The 19,074-nt window shown below is 64.4% G+C and carries 14 protein-coding genes, 1 tRNA gene and 1 pseudogene; 4 read left to right on the forward strand and 12 right to left on the reverse strand.

Features of this window, described 5'->3' with window-relative positions:
* The 11 genes from AC1DWA_RS31395 to argS all read right to left on the reverse strand — a co-directional run.
* Positions 1–1,249: serine hydroxymethyltransferase (locus AC1DWA_RS31395; protein WP_477917481.1), on the reverse strand; the 1,249-nt coding region annotated here is incomplete at its 3' end.
* A gap of 2 nt (positions 1,250–1,251) precedes the next feature.
* On the reverse strand, positions 1,252–1,914 hold the full coding sequence (locus AC1DWA_RS31400; protein ID WP_003941345.1) for an L-threonylcarbamoyladenylate synthase: 663 nt from the start codon (positions 1,912–1,914) through the stop codon (positions 1,252–1,254).
* Positions 1,911–2,843 carry a peptide chain release factor N(5)-glutamine methyltransferase gene (prmC, locus tag AC1DWA_RS31405; RefSeq protein ID WP_477917483.1) on the reverse strand — a complete coding sequence of 311 codons (933 nt, stop codon included), beginning with the start codon at positions 2,841–2,843 and terminating at the stop codon, positions 1,911–1,913. Before prmC ends, AC1DWA_RS31400 begins: the two co-directional genes overlap by 4 nt.
* 77 nt (positions 2,844–2,920) lie before the next feature.
* The gene (prfA, locus tag AC1DWA_RS31410) at positions 2,921–4,000 is read right to left on the reverse strand and encodes a peptide chain release factor 1 (RefSeq protein ID WP_003941341.1); all 1,080 of its coding nucleotides are present in this window, start codon (positions 3,998–4,000) and stop codon (positions 2,921–2,923) included.
* A 27-nt stretch (positions 4,001–4,027) separates the two neighbouring features.
* Positions 4,028–4,294: a 50S ribosomal protein L31 gene (gene rpmE, locus AC1DWA_RS31415; protein WP_477917485.1), complete on the reverse strand. Its 267-nt coding sequence runs from the start codon at positions 4,292–4,294 to the stop codon at positions 4,028–4,030.
* A 225-nt stretch (positions 4,295–4,519) separates the two neighbouring features.
* On the reverse strand, positions 4,520–6,667 hold the full coding sequence (gene rho / locus AC1DWA_RS31420; protein WP_477846157.1) for a transcription termination factor Rho: 2,148 nt from the start codon (positions 6,665–6,667) through the stop codon (positions 4,520–4,522).
* A 503-nt stretch (positions 6,668–7,170) separates the two neighbouring features.
* Positions 7,171–8,115 carry a homoserine kinase gene (gene thrB, locus AC1DWA_RS31425; RefSeq protein WP_477846156.1) on the reverse strand — a complete coding sequence of 315 codons (945 nt, stop codon included), beginning with the start codon at positions 8,113–8,115 and terminating at the stop codon, positions 7,171–7,173.
* A gap of 44 nt (positions 8,116–8,159) precedes the next feature.
* A complete protein-coding gene (thrC, locus tag AC1DWA_RS31430) occupies positions 8,160–9,242 on the reverse strand; it encodes a threonine synthase (RefSeq protein WP_477917487.1) in 1,083 nt (360 codons plus the stop codon).
* The gene (locus tag AC1DWA_RS31435) at positions 9,239–10,552 is read right to left on the reverse strand and encodes a homoserine dehydrogenase (RefSeq protein WP_007726192.1); all 1,314 of its coding nucleotides are present in this window, start codon (positions 10,550–10,552) and stop codon (positions 9,239–9,241) included. The genes thrC and AC1DWA_RS31435 overlap by 4 nt, the downstream gene beginning before the upstream one ends.
* On the reverse strand, positions 10,549–11,970 hold the full coding sequence (gene lysA / locus AC1DWA_RS31440; RefSeq protein WP_019749182.1) for a diaminopimelate decarboxylase: 1,422 nt from the start codon (positions 11,968–11,970) through the stop codon (positions 10,549–10,551). The genes AC1DWA_RS31435 and lysA overlap by 4 nt, the downstream gene beginning before the upstream one ends.
* Positions 11,967–13,619 (reverse strand): arginine--tRNA ligase, encoded by a 1,653-nt coding sequence (gene argS, locus AC1DWA_RS31445; RefSeq protein ID WP_477917489.1) that lies wholly within the window; start codon positions 13,617–13,619, stop codon positions 11,967–11,969. Before argS ends, lysA begins: the two co-directional genes overlap by 4 nt.
* A gap of 216 nt (positions 13,620–13,835) precedes the next feature.
* Here argS and AC1DWA_RS31450 point away from each other — a divergent pair, with 216 nt between their 5' ends.
* Positions 13,836–14,663: a DUF3105 domain-containing protein gene (locus AC1DWA_RS31450; protein WP_021334274.1), complete on the forward strand. Its 828-nt coding sequence runs from the start codon at positions 13,836–13,838 to the stop codon at positions 14,661–14,663.
* Positions 14,664–14,667: 4 nt separating this feature from the next.
* A complete protein-coding gene (locus AC1DWA_RS31455; RefSeq protein ID WP_019749185.1) occupies positions 14,668–15,387 on the forward strand; it encodes a DUF305 domain-containing protein in 720 nt (239 codons plus the stop codon).
* 38 nt (positions 15,388–15,425) lie between these two features.
* Here AC1DWA_RS31455 and AC1DWA_RS31460 read toward each other — a convergent pair.
* A pseudogene (locus AC1DWA_RS31460) lies at positions 15,426–17,724 on the reverse strand (phosphoketolase family protein).
* Between the two features lie 243 nt (positions 17,725–17,967).
* Between AC1DWA_RS31460 and AC1DWA_RS31465 the strand changes: the two are divergent.
* Both AC1DWA_RS31465 and AC1DWA_RS31470 read left to right on the forward strand, forming a co-directional pair.
* Positions 17,968–18,043 (forward strand) — tRNA-Arg (locus tag AC1DWA_RS31465).
* A gap of 89 nt (positions 18,044–18,132) precedes the next feature.
* The gene (locus AC1DWA_RS31470; RefSeq protein ID WP_019749187.1) at positions 18,133–19,059 is read left to right on the forward strand and encodes a LysR family transcriptional regulator; all 927 of its coding nucleotides are present in this window, start codon (positions 18,133–18,135) and stop codon (positions 19,057–19,059) included.
* The last annotated feature ends 15 nt before the right edge of the window (positions 19,060–19,074 follow it).

Below are 19,074 nucleotides of genomic sequence, written 5' to 3' on the forward strand. Positions count from 1 at the left end.
ATGCCAACTCGGCCTCCCCTGACGTGGTGGCTGGATCCGCTACGACTGCACGCGCGATCAACTCCCCCAYGACGCTCATGTCGGACGTGTTGAATCCCTGGGTCGTCACGGCCGCGGATCCGACGCGGATTCCGGACGTGACGGCCGGCGACTGCGGATCGAACGGAATCGCGTTCTTGTTGAGCGTGATCGAAGCCAGTCCGCACCTACGCTCGGCGTCGACGCCGGTGACACCGCTTGCGCGCAGATCGAGAAGCGCCAGATGCGTGTCGGTTCCACCGGAAACGGTGCGCAGGCCGCGAGCTTCCAACGACTGCGCGAGCGCCGACGCATTGACAACCACTTCCTGTGCATACCAACGATATTCCGGCGTCGACGCTTCTTTGAAGGCAACCGCCTTCGCAGCGATCGCATGCATCATCGGGCCGCCTTGAATGAAGGGGAACACCGCGCGATCGACAGCAGAGGCATGCTCGCTGCGGCACAAGATCATTCCGCCGCGCGGGCCTCTGAGGACCTTGTGCGTCGTCGCGGAGACCACGTCGGCATACGGAACACACGACGGTATCGCCCGGCCTGCCACGAGTCCGATGAAGTGGGCGGCATCGACCCACAGGATCGCACCGACCTCGTCCGCGATCGACCGGAAGGCTGCGAAGTCGATGGTTCGGGAGTACGCGGTCGCGCCGGCGACGATGATTTTCGGCTTGTGCGCCAGAGCCAGGGTGCGAACCTCGTCGTAGTCGATCAATTCGGTGGCCGAATCGACGTGATAGGGAACGGTGGTGAACCACTGCCCCGAAAAGCTGACCCGAGACCCGTGAGTCAGATGCCCACCGTGCGGCAAACTCATCGCCAATACGGTGTCGCCTGGCTTGGCGAATGCGGCGTACACCGCGAGATTCGCGGTGGCACCCGAATGCGGCTGGACGTTGACGTGCTCGGCGCCGAACAGTGCCTTTGCCCGGTCGATCGCCAGATTCTCGGCTACGTCGACGTACTCGCACCCGCCGTAGTAACGCCGACCCGGATAGCCCTCGGCGTACTTGTTGCTCAGGGTCGAACCCAAGGCAGCCAGTACCGAGGGGCTGGTGAAGTTCTCGCTCGCGATGAGTTGAAGCCCGCCGCGCTGACGCTCGAGTTCGGCCAGCGCAACAGCCGCGATCTCGGGGTCCGCCGTGGCAAGCTCACCGAAATCCGGTCCCCAATACGTGGATTCCCCCGCGCGCTCGCCGCCGGCGCCGACCATCGTTACGAAACTCCCTCTACGAGGCTTTCCGGACTGGTGCCCAATACCTCGGCGATGGATTCTGCCGAGACGGCACCCACTCGCAAGATACGCGGTGAATTGCCGGTCAGGTCGACGATCGTGGAAGCAACGGCGTGTTCGGCCTTGCCCCCGTCGAGGTACACGCTGGCAGATCCGCCGAGCTGATCTCGGGCTTCCTCGACGGTAGTTGCCGGCGGACGCCCCGAAATGTTGGCGCTCGAGACGGCAAGCGGTCCGACATCGCGCAACAGTTCGAGGGCAACCGGGTGCAGCGGCATGCGGAGCATGACGGTTCCGCGGGTATCACCGAGGTCCCAGGCAAGTGAAGGCGCCTGCTCGACGACCAAGCTCAGTCCGCCGGGCCAGAACGCGCGGATCAGATCCCGGGCCTGGGGGCGCACGCTGTAGACGAGCCCGTCGATGGTGTTCCACGATCCGACCAGTACCGGGACGGGCATGTCTCGCCCGCGTCCCTTGGCACGCAACAGACTCGTGACAGCTTCGCTGTCGAACGCGTCCGCGGCGAGTCCGTAAAGGGTGTCGGTAGGGAGAACTACGAGTCGGCCGGCCTTGAGCGCGTTCTTCGCGGCGGCCAAGCCTGCGGTTCGGGAATCTGTCTGACTGCAGTCGTACACGGTGCTCACTCAGCCATCCTTTCACTCTGCACTTCGGGCGTTCGATTCCGCTGCGCTTCGACGTCGGTGGCGACACGTCTGGCGACGACGAAACGCGGACGACCGGCAAGATCGGGATGCTGTGCAACGTCGCCGAACACCCGGCGCGCCGAGAACAGSGCAGCGACGCCGTCGCCGTTGGTGTCGTCGTGCTCGATGCCTGCCGCGCCGCCGATTCGAAGCCACCTCGCGATGTTGCTGATCATGGGTTTGATGACGGACAGACCGTCGGCGCCACCGAACAACGCGGTGTGCGGGTCGTAATCCATGACCTCAGGCTGCAATWGCGCGCCTTCGGGGATGTACGGCGGATTGGACACGACCAGATCGACGCCGCCCTCGAGCCCTGGCAACAGGTTCCGATCGGTGACATCACCCTGATGCAGATGGATCGGTGTATCACCGGCGGCCTCGCGGTCGGCAGCATTACGACGCGCCCACGCCAACGCGGCGGGCTCTTTCTCCACGGCGTGAACGACGGCGTCTGGACGGGCCTCGGCGATGGACAGCGCGAGTACACCCGATCCCGTGCACAGGTCCAGAACTACCGGCGGCTTACTTCCGCAACCTTCGAGGAACGAGAGCGCCCAACCCATGAGCAATTCGGTTTCGGGCCGCGGAATGAAGACACCCGGACCGACAGCGACGTCGATGTTGCCCATCGATGCGACTCCGATGATGTGCTGCAACGGAATCCGCTTCACGCGTTGCGCAACCAACTCGTCGAACGCCGCGATGACCTCAGGATCGACCAACGGAATCAGCCCAAGACGCGTGCGTTCGACGCCGAGCAGGTGGGATGCCAACAACTCGGCGTCGGTGCGTGGGCTGGGCACACCTGCGGCGTCGAGCTGTTTTGCAGCTTCGATCAGCGCCAAACGAAGTGGAAGTCGACTCACGGGTACAGCCTGCCACGCTCAACCGACACGCGGTTCACCGAGTTCCCGGCGGGACGGAGGTCAGTCATGGTCTGCATCTACTCGGCCGCGAGACGTGCCTCTCGGTCCGCCTTGCCCAATGCGTCGAGAAGTGCATCGAGCTCACCGTCGAGCACTGCGTCGAGGTTGTGCGACTTGAATCCGATGCGGTGATCGGTGATGCGGTTCTCAGGGAAGTTGTAGGTGCGGATGCGCTCCGAACGGTCCACCGTCCGAACCTGACTCTGGCGACCTGCCGACGCTTCTGCGTCCGCGGCTTCCTCGGCGACTACCTGCAAACGGGCTGCAAGCACCTGCATGGCACGCGCCTTGTTCTGGAGCTGCGAGCGCTCGTTCTGGCAGGTGACGACGATGCCGGTCGGAAGGTGCGTGATTCGAACCGCGGAGTCGGTGGTGTTGACGCCCTGACCGCCCTTGCCGGACGAACGGTAGACGTCGATACGCAGGTCACTCTCGTCGATCTGGACTTGCTCGACCTCTTCGGGCTCCGGGTAGACCAGAACGCCGGCGGCCGAAGTGTGAACGCGTCCCTGGGATTCGGTGACGGGCACTCGCTGGACGCGGTGAACCCCGCCCTCGAACTTCAGCCGCGCCCACACTCCGTCCGGGGTGTCTGACTTGCTCTTGATCGACAGCGTTGCTTCCTTGTATCCGCCGAGATCGGAGACCGTCGCGTCGAGGATCTCGACGCGCCAGCCGTGCCGTTCCGCGTAGCGGACGTACATGCGGGCCAGGTCCGAGGCGAAGAGCGCGGATTCTTCGCCGCCCTCACCGGACTTCACTTCGAGGACGATGTCGTCGCCGTCATGCGGATCACGCGGCGCCAACTGATCGGTCAGCGTCTGCTCGAGCTGCGCGACCTCGGCTTCGAGATCGGGGATCTCGGCGGCGAAGCTGGAATCGTCGGCGGCGAGTTCGCGCGCAGCTTCCAGATCGTCCTGCGCAGCCGTGAGCTTGTTGTACGTCGACATGATCGGCGAGAGCTCGGAGAACCGCTTACCGACGCGCCTGGCAGCGGCAGGGTCGTTGTGCAGCGCCGGATCGGACATCTGCGCTTCGAGACCGGCGTGCTCCGCCAAGATGTCGTCGATGGCCGAGGGCTGGGTTGCGCCTGCCATGGTTCGCTCCGCTCTGAGTTTCGATTCCTACGGTGCGCGCTTGAAGGTATTTCGACGCCGGGACCCGGGAAACGCGCAAACCGAGTGCAGGCACAAAAAAGCCGACGCCCGATCTGCGCATGGCCGTCCACCGGTGTCGAGAATCTTCTGCTTGCCCGTGTAGAACGGGTGGCACTGCGAGCAAACCTCGACGTTGATGCGTCCGGACTCCTTGGTGCTGTGGGTCTCGAACGTGTTACCGCAACCGCAGACGACGGTGGTCGCTACGTAGGTTGGGTGGATTCCTGCCTTCATGGTGTCCCTTTCAATGGTCGCCGGGTCGACGTCGCCAATCGACATCGTGAACCGGAACCGGACTCGGCCGTTCAGTATGCCAGATGCGGTACCTCACCAGATAATCCGCGTCTCGCACGCCTCGGGGTGGCTGTACGAAGTTGTCAACGCACTGCCCCTCGGTTTTGTTCCGCCCACGCAAAAGGCCCACAACCAGCTGGTTGTGGGCCTTTGACGTCGAGTCGATCAGTCGTCGATCGCACCCGGTGCGGTCTTGGAGACCTGCATCAGGAACTCGAGGTTGTTCTTGCTCTTCTTCAGTCGATCGATCAGCAGATCGATGGCCTGATGCGAGTCCAGTCCGGACAGGACGCGGCGGAGCTTGTGCAGCACAGCAGCTTCGTCCGGGCTCAGGAGCAGCTCGTCCTTACGCGTGCTGGACGGGTTGACGTCCACGGCCGGGAACACGCGGCGTTCGGCGATCTTGCGATCGAGCTTGAGCTCGGCGTTGCCGGTGCCCTTGAACTCTTCGAAGATCACGGTGTCGCCGGTGGATCCGGTCTCGACCATCGCGGTGGCGATGATGGTGAGCGATCCGCCGTTCTCGATGTTGCGGGCAGCGCCGAGGAAACGCTTCGGCGGGTAGAGCGCCGTCGAGTCGACACCACCGGAGAGGATGCGTCCGGACGCCGGCGAGGAGTTGTTGTACGCACGACCCAGACGCGTGATGGAGTCGAGGAGTACGACGACGTCCTTACCCATCTCGACCAGGCGCTTCGCACGCTCGATTGCCAGCTCGGCAACTGCGGTGTGATCTCCCGGCGGGCGGTCGAAGGTGGAGGAAATGACCTCACCCTTCACGCTGCGCTGCATGTCGGTCACTTCCTCGGGACGCTCGTCCACGAGGATGACCATCAGGTAGCACTCAGGATTGTTGGTGGCGACGGCATTCGCGATCGCCTGCAACACGCTGGTCTTACCGGCCTTGGGCGGGCTCACGATGAGGGCGCGCTGGCCCTTACCGATGGGCATCACCAGGTCGATGACACGCGTGGTGAGAATGTGCTGCTCGGTCTCGAGGCGCAGACGCTGGTTCGGGTACAGCGGCGTGAGCTTGTTGAACTCGGGGCGCTTCTTCGCGGCCTCGACGTCGCCGCCGTTGACCGTGTCGATGCGGACCAGCGGGTTGAACTTCTGACGCTGGCTGCCCTGCTCACCGTCACGCGAGACGCGGACGGCACCGGTGATGGCGTCGCCACGGCGAAGGCCGTTCTTGCGGATCAGGTTCATGGAGACGTAGACGTCGTTGGGACCGGCGAGGTACCCGGACGTACGCACGAAGGCGTAATTGTCGAGGACGTCGAGGATGCCGGCGACCGGCTGAAGGACGTCGTCCTCGCGGATTTCGGTCTCGCGCGAATCGTTGGGTGCGCCACCCTCACCGCGGTCGCGACCACGGCCACGGCGCTCGCGGAAACGGCGTCCGCGGCGTCCGCGTCCACCCTCTTCGTCGTCGTCCGGTCCGTTGTTGCGGTTGTCCGTACGCGGACCGGCGTTGTTCTGGCCAGCGTTGTTCTGGTTGCCGCGATCCTGACGGTCCTGCCGATCCTGGTTGCCCCGGTTGCCCTGGTTCTCGCGCTGGCCCTGGTTCTCGCGCTGGCCCTGGTTGTCTCGCTGGCCCTGATTGTCCCGGTTGCGCTCGCGGCGGGGACGCTCGTTGCCCTGCTCGGCGGGAGCCTGATCAGCGTCGGACTTGCCCTCGGTGCGCGCAGGACGCTCGGCCGGAGCCTCAGCCTTGGCGGTCTCGGCGACCTTCGAGGTATCGGCGGCCTTCGAGGTGTCCGCATCGGACTTTGCCGAAGGAGTGTCCTGCTCGATGCTCAGTTCACCCTGGTCGGGTGAACCTGCACGACGAGCGGCGCCGCGACGCTGACGTCCACGACGGGGTGCGCTTTGATCGGAATCCTCGGCGGATTCGGTACGCGCAGGCGCTGCCTCGGCAGGAGCGGATTCTGCCGCGGGAGCCGTTTCGGCTGCGGGGGCTTCGGTGCGTGCGGCGCGGGTGCTCTTGGCACGAGTGCGCGCAACGGGTGCGTCGTCGAGAGTGAGTTCGCTCTGTGCGGGTGCAGCCTTTGCGCTGCCGCCCTGGCGCTCCTTGATGGCTGCGATCAGGTCGCCCTTGCGCATGCCGGAAGTGCCTTTGATGCCCAGTTCACCCGCAAGAGTGCGGAGTTCGGTGAGCACCATGCCGGAGAGTCCGGCACCACGGCGCGTTTCGGCACGCTTCGTGGAGGTCGCCACCGCACCGTTCGATGCTGAAGATGACGCCTGAGAATTGTCGCCTGATTCCGACCCGGCGGGTGCAGAAGTGGCGATGAGGTCCGTATCGGTCACGGAGGTCCTTTCCTTCCCTCACTCGCACTGCGCAAAGTCGAGGGTTCGTCCCGCAGTTCGATTGAATACCGAACTCGGTGGTGCCGTACGTGGTTGCTGTCCAGAACTGCCGGCTTGTCCGCCGTCACATGATTGTCGGAAACTCTCGCCTCAAACTTTTCATGCGCTCGCAAACCTGCCCAACGCGCCTTCGTCGACGATTCACTCCCCCGTGTGTTGAACCCCAGAGATATGGAACCTCTGAGTGTTCGATCCGCGGAGGATTCAAACCTTCGGAGAAGGTACAAGCGTGAGAATCATGCCTGCGAGAATCATGCCAAGGACTGTGGACCCCGATTGGGAAGGAGTTTTGCCCCCTGGTGATGCACCGGCGACTGACGCGCACGATGTACGGACATAGCCCAGGATAGCGTCCAAACCTGCGTCCGGCAAGAATTTGGACGACTGGGTGTGTCAGTTCACTACCGATCGGTAGTGGGCGATCACCAGGACCAAGGCAGTAATCAGACCGTCGTCGTGGATACTTCGACGCCGTCGGCGATGTCCAATTCGAGCACACGTAGTCCGTCTGCCCGCGCCGCTTCGGCGAGCTCGACGGGGAAAGGCTCTGTGCTGAGCGCCAACACGGTGGGGCCTGCTCCCGAAACGGTCGCGGCAATGCCCGCCTTGCGCAGGATTCCGATCCATCGCGTCGTGAGCGGCAGCGCGGGTGCACGCTGTGCCTGATGCAGGCGATCCTCGGTGGCTGCCATCAACAGATCGGGCCGAGTAGTGAGCGCAACGACGGCCAGCGCGCTGCGGCTCGCGTTGAACGAGGCATCCTGGTGCGGAACCAATTCGGGCAGGAGGCCGCGAGTGTGTGCGGTGGACGACCGCTCCTCGGGAACCAGTGCCACAGCACGGATGTCGGGATGGACATCGAGTTTCGCCGCGGAGTAGATCGGCTCGTCGCCTTCGACGGCCGGTGGGCAACTCCACGAGACGACTGCGCCACCGAGAACACTGGCAGACGCATTGTCCGGGTGACCTTCGAACTCGGACGAGAGTTGAACCAGCTGCTCTTCCGTCAAGCCGATCTCGGCATCGAGTGCGCGCGCAAGACCGTTGGCTGCTGCCAGTCCGCCGACAGCCGCAGAAGCCGAGGATCCCAACCCTCGCGAGTGCGGGATCGCGTTGCGGCACAACACGTCCAGGCCACTGGCCCACACCCCGGCCGCTTCGAGACCGCGCTCGATAGCGCGAACTACGAGATGCGAAGGACCCCAAGGTACGTCGGCAGCGCCTTCACCTTCGACGCGAATCTGAAGGCCCGAATCCGTTGTGGTGACCACGATTTCGTCGTACAACCCCAACGCCAGACCGAGGGTGTCGAACCCCGGCCCCAAGTTTGCACTCGAGGCCGGGACGCGAGCAGTCACCGAAAGGCCGATAGGCAGGGTTATAGTCATGTCAGACACCGGATTCCGCGGAGTGGTCGATGAATCCACGGACACTATGCAAGCTCGAGGGCAGCCGCGACGGCAACGGGATCGACACCGATCGGCTCGACGTTCGGCATACCCTTCAAAGCCGTGTCAGGATCCTTGAGACCGTTACCGGTCACCGTGCACACGACGGTCAGGCCCGGCTCGAGCCAGCCCTCTGCACGTGCGGCGAGCAGGCCGGCGACACTGGCTGCCGACRCCGGTTCGACGAAGACGCCCTCGGTGGCGGCGATCAGACGGTAAGCCTCGAGGATCTTCTCGTCGGTGGCGGCACGGAATGCACCGTTCGACTCTTCCTTCGCGGCGACAGCGCCGTTCCAGGAAGCGGGGGAACCGATTCGGATTGCGGTAGCGATGGTTTCGGGGTCCTTGACGGGTGCGCCGTTGACCAGCGGAGCCGCACCGGCTGCCTGGACGCCGAGCATGCGGGGCTTGACCGTGGTCAGACCGTCGGCGTAGTACTCGGAGTATCCGCGCCAGTACGCGGTGATGTTTCCTGCGTTTCCGACCGGGAGAGCGTGCACGTCGGGAGCCTTGCCGAGCACGTCCATGATCTCGAATGCCGCGGTCTTCTGACCTTCGATGCGCACCGGGTTGACGGAGTTGACCAGACCGATGGTGGGGAATTCCGCCGTGGTCTTGCGTGCCAGTTCGAGGCAGTCGTCGAAGTTGCCCTGGACCTGAATGATCTTGGCGCCGTGCATGACTGCCTGCGCAAGCTTGCCCATGGCGATCTTGCCCTGCGGGATGAGCACGGCGCAGGTCATGCCTGCCTTGGCTGCATACGCAGCGGCCGAGGCGGAGGTGTTGCCGGTGGACGCGCACAGAACTGCGCGCTGGCCCCGGGCCAAGGCGTCGGTGACGGCCATCGTCATGCCGCGGTCCTTGAAGGAACCGGTGGGGTTGAGACCCTCGACCTTGAGGTAGACGTCGCAGCCGGTGATCTCGGAGAGGTGGCCGGCCGGCAGGAGCGGGGTGCCGCCTTCGCGCAGGGTGACGGTCTTCCAGTTGTCACCGATCGCGAGACGGTCCCGGTATGCCTCGATGAGACCCGGCCATGCCTTGTGGACGGGGTTGACGATGCCGGTCATTGTTCAGTGCCTTCCAGTCGCAGCACGCTGGTCACAGCGGTGACGAATTCGAGTTCGTTGAGGGCCGCCACGGTCTCGGAGAGAGCCGCGTCGGTTGCTACATGAGTGACGACCACCAGACGCGCGCCGGCGCCGGCGCCCTCCTGGCGGACGACGGAGATGCTCACGCCGTGCTTGGCGAACTCGGCGGCGACTGCGGACAGCACACCTTCCTTGTCCGCGACCTCCATGTTCACGTAGTAGCGCGTGAGGATGTCGCCCATCGGGGCGACCTTGAGCTTGGCGTACTTGGACTCGCGGGGGCCGCGGCCGCCGTGAACCTTGTTGCGCGCCGCCATCACCAGGTCACCCATCACCGCGGAAGCGGTGGGGGCGCCGCCAGCGCCCTGGCCGTAGAACATGAGCCGGCCGGCGTTCTCTGCTTCCACGACAACGGCGTTGAACGCGCCGTTGACCGAGGCCAGCGGATGGCTGAGCGGAACCAGCGCCGGGTACACGCGAGCGGAAATCCGCTCCTTGCCCTTGGGCGTGACGATGCGCTCGCAGATCGAGAGCAACTTGATCGTGCAGTCGAGTGCCTTCGCCGACGCCAGGTCGGCAGAGGTGATCGTGGAGATTCCTTCGCGGTACACGTCCGCGGCAGTGACGCGGGTGTGGAACGCGATCGACGCGAGGATCGCAGCCTTCGCCGCGGCGTCGTAGCCTTCGACGTCCGCGGTCGGGTCGGCTTCCGCGTATCCGAGGCGTCCGGCTTCGGCGAGGGTCTCTTCGTAGTCGGCGCCGGTCTCGTCCATCGCGGAGAGGATGAAGTTGGTGGTGCCGTTCACGATTCCGGCGACCTTGTTGACACGGTCTCCGGCCAACGACTGTGTGAGCGGGCGGATCACGGGGATCGCACCGGCAACAGCGGCCTCGAAGTACAGGTCGACAGAGTTGGCCTCTGCAGCCTCCGCCAATTCACCGGTGTGGTCCGCGAGCAGCGCCTTGTTGGCGGTCACGACCGACTTACCGGAGTTGAGGGAAGAGAGAATCAGCTTGCGAGGGAGCTCGATTCCGCCGATCACCTCGACCACGATGTCGACGTCGTCACGACCGACCAGGGACTCGGCGTCCGTCGTCTGCAGTTCCTCGGGAATTCCGCGGTCCGAGCCGATACGGCGGACGGCAACTCCCCGCAGTTCCAACGGGGCGCCGACGCGAGCTTCGAGTTCCTCGGCCTGCTCACGAATGATCCGGACGACCTCGCTCCCGACGTTGCCGAGGCCGAGAACGGCCACACCGATAGCGCGATGCGCCGATTCGCTCGTCACTGCGATACCTCCAAGCTGAGCAGATCTTCCACTGTTTCCCTCCGCAGAATCACGCGTGAGACTCCGTCACGCACCGCCACCACGGCTGGGCGGGTGAGCAGGTTGTACCTGCTCGACATCGAATAGCAGTATGCACCGGTCGCTGCTACCGCTAGTAAATCACCGGGCCCGACGTCCTCGGGCATCCAGGTGTCCCGAATGACCACGTCACCGGACTCGCAGTGCTTACCGACGATACGTGCAACGACGGGATCAGCCTCGGAAGTTCGCGAAACCAACTTGGCTTCGTACTCCGCACCGTAGAGGGACGTGCGGATGTTGTCGCTCATCCCGCCGTCGACGCTGATGTAGCGGCGTGTCAGCGAGCTACCCACCGTGACGTCCTTGATGGTGCCGACCTCGTAGAGCGTCACCGTGCCAGGTCCGGCGATGGCGCGGCCGGGTTCGACGGCAAGCGTCGGCTCCGGCAATCCGGCCAGGGCGGACTCGTTGCGCACGATGTGGCCGAGCTTTGCTGCCAGTTCGTCGACGGGCGGCGGGTCGTCGGAGGGGATGTACGAGATCCCCATGCCGCCGCCGAGGTCGATGATCGAAATCTGCTTGGTCTTCTCGACTCCGAACTCGGTGACGACGTCGCGGAGCAAACCGATCACGCGGTGCGCTGCCACCTCGAAACCGTCGACGTCGAAGATCTGCGAACCGATGTGGCTGTGCAGGCCGACCAATCGCAAGTTGTCGGCAGCGAAGACGCGACGGACCGCGTCGATCGCCGCTCCCCCGGCCAGCGAGAAACCGAACTTCTGGTCCTCGTGTGCGGTGGAGATGAATTCGTGGGTATGCGCTTCGACGCCGACGGTCAGTCGGATCAACACGTCCTGAACGACACCGGCCTCACCGGCGACACGATCGAGTCGGTCGATCTCGATCGCCGAGTCGAGCACGACGTGTCCGACGCCCGCGGCGACACCAGCGGCCAGTTCGGCGACTGACTTGTTGTTGCCGTGCATGGCAATTCGCTCGGCCGGGAAGTCCGCGTGCAACGCGATCGCCAGTTCGCCGCCGGAGCAGACGTCGAGCGAGAGGCCTTCGTCGGCGACCCAGCGTGCGATCTCGCCACAGAGGAATGCCTTGGATGCGTAGTGCACCTTGGCATCCGGGCCGAAGGCGCGGGCCATGTCGCGGCAGCGCGAGCGGAAGTCGTCCTCGTCGATGACGAACAGCGGGGTGCCGTACTTCTCGGCAAGTTCACCGACCTTGACACCCGCGAGGGTCACTTCACCGTCGTCGCCGCGAGAAGCGTTGCGCGGCCACACCTGCGGTGAGAGTTCACCGAAGGCTTCGGGGCTGGCAGGACGGTCGGGCAAGCCGGGGGCCTGCAACTGCTCGGCATGCTTGGGGCCGGCGGGGTGCGCGTTCACATTTGCTCCGGTGCGGTGACGCCGAGCAGTTCGAGGCCGTTGGCCAGGACCTGTCGGGTGGCGGCGCAGAGAGCCAGACGCGCGCGGTGCAYGTCGGTGGCGTCTTCGTCGCCTTGCGGAAGGATGCGGCACGCGCCGTAGAAGCGGTGGTACGCACCCGCGAGTTCTTCGAGGTAGCGGGCAATACGGTGCGGCTCACGCAGATTCGCCGCGCTCGACACGACGCGTGGGTACTCGCCGATCGTGCGGATGAGGTCACCCTCCTGCTCGACGGTGAGCAGGGCGAGGTTGCTCGCGTCGGCGGACAGACCGAGGTCTGCGGCGTTGCGAGCGATCGCCGAGAGGCGTGCATGCGCGTACTGGACGTAGTAGACGGGGTTCTCGCTGCTGGTCTTGGTCCACAGGTCGAGATCGATGTCGATGCTCGAGTCGACCGACGAGCGGATCATGACGTAACGCGAGGCGTCGACGCCGATTGCCTCGACCAGGTCGTCGAGGGTGATGACGGTGCCTGCGCGCTTGCTCATCTTGACGGCAGTGCCGTCCTTGACGAGGTTGACCATCTGGCCGATCAGCACCTCGACGGTGTCCGGATCGTCGCCGAATGCGGCCGCGGCAGCCTTGAGACGGCCGATGTATCCGTGATGGTCGGCGCCGAGCATGTAGATGCAGAGGTCGAACCCGCGGGCGCGCTTGTTCTGGAAGTAGGCGATGTCACCGGCGATGTAGGCGGCGTTGCCGTCGCTCTTGATGACGACGCGGTCCTTGTCGTCGCCGTAGTCGGTGCTCTTGAGCCACCACGCACCGTCTTCGTGGAATAGGTTGCCCGAACCCTTGAGGGATTCGACGGCCTTCTCGACCGCACCGGATTCGAAGAGCGAGTTCTCGTGGAAGTAGACGTCGAAGTCCACGCCGAAGTCGTGGAGGGTCTGCTTGATGTGCGTGAACATCAATTCGACGCCGATGGCGCGGAAGGATTCCTGCTGCTCGTCGGCGGGCAGCCCCATGACGTCGGGACGCTGCTTCAGAACCGAGGCGGCGATGTCGGCGATGTATGCACCGGCGTAACCGTCTTCCGGAGCAGGTTCACCCTTCGCTGCAGCGATCAGCGAACGCGAGAAGCGGTCGATCTGGGCACCGTGATCGTTGAAGTAGTACTCACGTGTGACCAATCCACCCTGCGCGGACAGAATGCGTCCGAGCGCGTCTCCGACTGCAGCCCAACGGGTTCCACCGAGGTGAATCGGTCCGGTGGGGTTGGCCGAGACGAATTCGAGGTTGATCTTCTTGCCGGCGAGGGAGTCACCCGAGCCGTACGACGCACCGGCTTCGAGAACCGACACGACGATCGCGCCCTGGGCGTCCTTGTCCAACCGAATGTTGAGGAAGCCGGGTCCGGCGATCTCGGCGGATTCGATTCCGTCGGCAGCGGTGAGGGCTTCGGCGATCCAGCCCGCCAGCTCGCGGGGATTGGTGCCGACCTTCTTGGCTACCTGCATGGCAATGTTGGTGGCGTAATCGCCGTGCTCGGGGTTGCGTGGTCGCTCGACGGTAAGGGTTTCGGGCAGCACGGATACGTCGAGGCCACGATCGGCAAGGACGCTCGCTGCGGTTCCGCGGAGCAGTTCGGCAAGGTCAGCTGGAGTCACAGGTATTCATCCTATTGCCTGCACACCGGAAGTGGAGACTCGCCTCACGCCTCGCTCTCCGTGAACGTGCGCGGGGCCGCTGTGGCGTGTCGCACGCCACTCTCAAAGTTTGCCCTCAGACTCGGAAAGTACAGTGGTAATGCCCGAGCTACCACCGCGTACCTTCATGCGCGGGCGCGCCACACCTCAAGCCCACACACCGAAAGAGCCCAATCGATGCCAAGCGGTTCCGATAGTCGCGGTCCCAACAAGAACTCCGGGGCCAAATCAGCCAAGGCCATCAAGGCCGCCAACAAGAACAGTCGGCCGGCCAAGAAGGGCAAGGGCGGCGTCCCCGCTCCCCGCCAGATCCCCTGGCTGTCGATCGGCGCCGGTGTGGCTGTGCTCGCACTCATCGCCGTGCTCGGTATCAATCTGTGGCCCAAGGTCGAGGAGCGGCAGGCCCTCGAGCCGTACAAGTACAGCTCCGAGAACAAGGATCCGTCCGACAAGATCGACGGCGTCCTCAAGATCGAGTACCCGGCCGGCCAGCACGTCGATTCCACTCAGCGCGTGGCGTACGACCAGACCCCGCCGTTCGGTGGCCCGCACGACGCCACCTGGGCGAACTGCACCGGAACCGTGTACGCCGACCCGATTCGCACCGAGAACGCCGTCCACTCGCTCGAGCACGGCGCCATCTGGATCACGTACAACCCCGATCTCGTCGACCAGGACCAGATCGACAGCCTCGCCGGACGCGTCAACGGCAAGTCCTACATGCTGATGTCGCCGTTCCCCGGCCAGAGCAGCCCCATTTCTCTGCAGTCGTGGGGCCATCGCCTCGAGATCGACAAGGCCGACGACGATCGCATCGATCAGTTCATCACCGCGTTGAACCAGAACCCGAACGTCTACCCCGAGGTCGGAGCGAGCTGCACCAACCCGCTGTTCACCCCGTCGACGTCGCCGTTCGATCCGACGCCTCCGGGCGCCGACGCCATCCAGATGGACGGCACGGGCGCTACCCCGGCCACCGACGAGCAGATTCCCGCCGGTGGATAGTCCGGTGAATAGTTCAGAGACCACCGATCAGCCTTCGAAGCCGAGTCAGCGCACCGCACTGCTGATCATCGGTCTGATCGGCGCGATCGCCGTCGGTTTTGCCCTCGGCGCACTGACCAACCTCCTCGGACCCGATGCGAAGTCGTCACTGACCGTTCCGGCATCGGATTCGGTGGACGTGGGCTTCGCTCAGGACATGAGCGTGCACCACAGCCAGGCCGTCGACATGGCGTCCATCGCCCTGACGAAGTCCACGGACAACGATGTGCGCACGCTGGCGTTCGACATCTTGACCACGCAGCAGAACCAGCTCGGTCAAATGCAGGCGTGGCTGACCATGTGGGATCAGCCGCTGTCCAAGGTGGGGCCGTACATGGAGTGGATGTCGTCGGATTCGGGCTCCGGCCACGGATCGCACGGGACTTCGGCCACGATGGACATGGCTCATTCCGGCCCGGTCGACACCATGCCCGGCATGGCGTCCCCCGAGGACCTCGCGGCTCTCCGCGCGGCGGAAGGCCTGCAACTCGACACCTTGTTCCTGCAGTTGATGCTTCGTCACCACGAAGGTGGGCTTCCGATGATGGAGTACGCAGCTGCCGACGCCACCGAGGGTCCGGTGCGCAGCCTGGCGCAGACCATGGTCAACACGCAGCAGAGCGAGTCCAAGCTGATGACCGACATGTTGGCAGCTCGCGGCGCAGTGCCGCTGCCCATGAACTGAACTGAGAACTCAGACCCAACTGGGCCTGGTCCTGAATTTCAGGACCAGGTCCAGTTTTCTACCTCCGGCATGTCTTCGAGGTGCTCGACGATGTAACGCGAGTGCTTTTCGAGCTGTGTGCGGCAGAACTCCGCCAACTCGGACGCCCCGGCCGGCCGACGCTTGGAGCGTCGTAGCGCCTCGATCACCAGGTGGTAGCGGCTCATCTTGTTGAGGACAACCACCGTGAATCAGTTCGTGCACCGCACGCGAGTATCCGTGGAATGCGAACACGACCTCGGTCTGCACGGTGAACAGATCGAGGAAGACCCTCTCCCCGAATCCGTGTGGATGCTCGGTGGGGGTCAGCAGGGCCATCAGATCGACGACGTTGACGACGCGGGTGATCAGTTCTGGCGTGTGATCGCGCAGCAACTGTGCAGCAGCCAGGATCTCCTGCGTCGGCACATCTCCCGCGGCGGCCAGGACCACGTCCGGTTCCTGTCCGCGTGCTTCGGTTCCGGCCCATTCCCACACCGAAGCGCCCGCCGCGCAGTGCTCGTGCGCTTGCTCGAGCGTGAGGTATTGCAGGTGCGGTTGCTTGTCCACGACTATCAGGTTGACGTGGTCGGTACTACGCAGGCAGTGGTCCGAGATCGAGAGCAAGGTGTTGGAGTCCGGCGGTAGCCACACGCGGATCACACTGGGTGCCAATGGAATAACGGCGTCGATCATGCCGGGGCCCTGATGACTGAATCCGTTGTGGTCGTTGCGCCAGCATGTACTGGTCAGCAGCACGTTGAGCGAAGCGACGGACGCCCGCCACGGCAGGTCGACGGCATGTTGGAGCCACTTGGCGTGCTGGATGAGCATCGAGACACTCACCATCGCAAACGCTTCGTAGCTCGCGAACATCCCGTGTCGACCGGACAACAGATAGCCCTCGAGCCAACCCTCGCAGAGGTGCTCGCTGAGGACCTCCATGACACGACCGTCCGAGGACAGTCCGTCGTCGTAGTCGGTGATCGGCAGTTGCCAGCAGCGGTCGGTTGTCTCGAACACGGCGCCGAGGCGATTGCTCGACGTCTCGTCCGGACAGAAGAGTCGGAAGATCCCGCCGCTGTCCTCGGTTTCCGTGGCGGCGTAGATGTCGCGCAGAAGCTCGCCGAGAACTCGGGTCGTCTCGTGGAAGGTCGAACCCGGGGATTGGATGGGAAGCGCGTACTTTTCGAGCGGCGGCATCGGGAGATCGACGCGAAGTCGTCCACCGTTCGCGTAGGGAGTGCTCCCCATGCGCTTGTCCCCCGCCGGCGAGAGCGCCGCCAGGTCCGCGACGAGTGATCCGTTGGCGTCGAACAACTCGTCCGGACGGTACGACCGCATCCACTCTTCGAGTTGCCGCAGATGCGATTCGTTGGTTCGCACGCCGGACAACGGCACCTGGTGCGCACGATGTGTGCCCTCGACCAAGATTCCGTCGACGGTGTGTGGACCGGTCCATCCTTTCGGCGTCCGCAAGACGATTGCCGGCCACGAACCCGTCCACTCGTCGCCGCGGCGTGCGGCACCCTGCATCTCGCGGATCTTCTCGTGTGCCTGCGAGATCGCTTGATACAACTGAGGAAACACGACGTCGGGGTCGTCACCGGAGACGACGATCGGCGCCCACCCCTGGCCGCCGAGGTAGGCCTGAATGTCCTCGTCGCTGCTGCGCCCGTACACGGTCGGGCCCGCGATCTTGGCGCCGTTCACGTGCAGGATCGGCAACACCGCGCCGTCGCGTCGTGGATTGAGGAACGCCGGGAGCTTCCACGAGCCGGACAACGGCCCGGTCTCGGCTTCGCCGTCGCCGATCACACAGGCCACCACGAGGTTCGGATGATCGAAGGCAGCGCCGGCCGCATGTGCAAGGGCGTAGCCGAGCTCGCCGCCTTCGTGGATGCTTCCGGGTGTCTGCACACTCACATGGCTGGGCACTCCGCCGGGAGCCGAGAATCGCCGACACATCCGGTGGATACCCTCGGCGTCGTCCGAGACTTCCGGATAGATCTCCGAATACGTTCCCTCGAGATACGTCGACGCGACCAGCGCCGGGCCGCCGTGCCCCGGGCCGGTGACGTACAGCCAGTCCGCATCAGTGGTGACGATGTGCCGATTGAGGAGCGTGTAGATCATCGACAGGCCGGGGCTGGTCCCCCAGTGCCCGAGCAGTCGAGGCTTGATGTGCTCGGCTCGCAACGGTTCCCGCAGAAGCGTGTTGTCTTTCAGATAGATCTGCGCAACGGTCAGGTAGTTGGCCGCTGCCCACCACTTCAGGTCGAGCGCGAGCTGGTCTTCGGAATAGTGGTGATCGGTCATCAACGACTCCCGTACCTCACGAGGGTGCCCGAGCAGTCCGCCCGAGCCTGTGCTCAGAGCCGAGCCTAGGCGTAAAAAGCATCCGAGTCAGTCGGTACAGATGATTCGACGACCATGGTCCCCGGCCGCATCCTCGACTGCCTCCCGCGACGACGCCATGCCGAGACGGGTGCCGGTTTGGTCTTGTCCCCCCGTGATGCGCTACGCTAACGCAGCCCAATCGGCACACCGAGTATTCGGTGCGCCCCCGTAGCTCAGGGGATAGAGCGTTCGCCTCCGGAGCGAAAGGTCGCAGGTTCGAATCCTGCCGGGGGCACCACGAAGACGCAGGTCAGCGATTGATCTTCGACTTCTCCACGGTGCCGCACCAAAATATACAGGGCAATCTATCCGACTACTGTCGATCTCATGCCTCGCATCGATCCTGCTCCCACGTACACGATGCGTCAGCTTGCTGCGTTTGTCGCGGTAGCCGAGACCGGGACGATCAGCGCCGCGGCCGAGCGCTTGCACCTCTCCCCCTCTGCCCTGTCCGCGTCGCTCACCGAACTCGAACGCGCGCTCAAAGTTCAACTGTGCGTTCGCCGTCGCTCATTCGGCATTCAACTGACCCGCACCGGCGAATCCGTTCTGGTGCGCGCCCGGGCGCTACTTCAGCAAGCCGGGGAGCTCGAATCCGATGCGCTCGGAACCGGCGGAAACGTGTCGGGGCCCATCGCGATCGGTTGCTATCCCGCTCTGGGGCCGACGGTATTGCCGTCGATGATCGCCGGGTTCACCCGTGAGAATCCCGACGCGCAGGTGGAGTTCCGCGAGGACACTCAGAATCGGCTCCAGACACATCTCGAGAACGGCGAGTTGGACCTCGCGATCGCTTACGACCTGGACCTGTCTCCACAATTGCGCACAGTTCCGTTGGCCATCCGCGAACCCTTGATCGTCCTGGGTGCAGAACACCCACTCGCGCGGTCCGAGCGACCGATCCATCTTCCGGACCTCGCGGACCACCCGATGGTTCTCCTCGACGCGCCGCCGAGCACCAAACACGCGCTCGACGTCTGCCGCGCAGGCGGATTCATCCCGAAGGTTGCATACAGAACCGCGAACTTCGAGACGGCGCGGGCATTTGTCGGACGCGGACTCGGCTGGACGCTGTTACTCCAGCGCCCCAAGATGGACGTCACGTACGAGGGGCTCGAGGTAGTCGTCAAGACCATCGCTTCCCCTGTCGTGCCGTCGGTGCACGTAGTTCTYGCGTGGCACCAGAACACTCGCCTCAGCCGCGTCGCACGCGCTTTCATAGAATTCGTTTCACCCTCGGAACCTGCCCAATAGTCCCACTACCAGGCA

This window comes from Rhodococcus sp. P4_F3_2 (assembly GCF_056401335.1).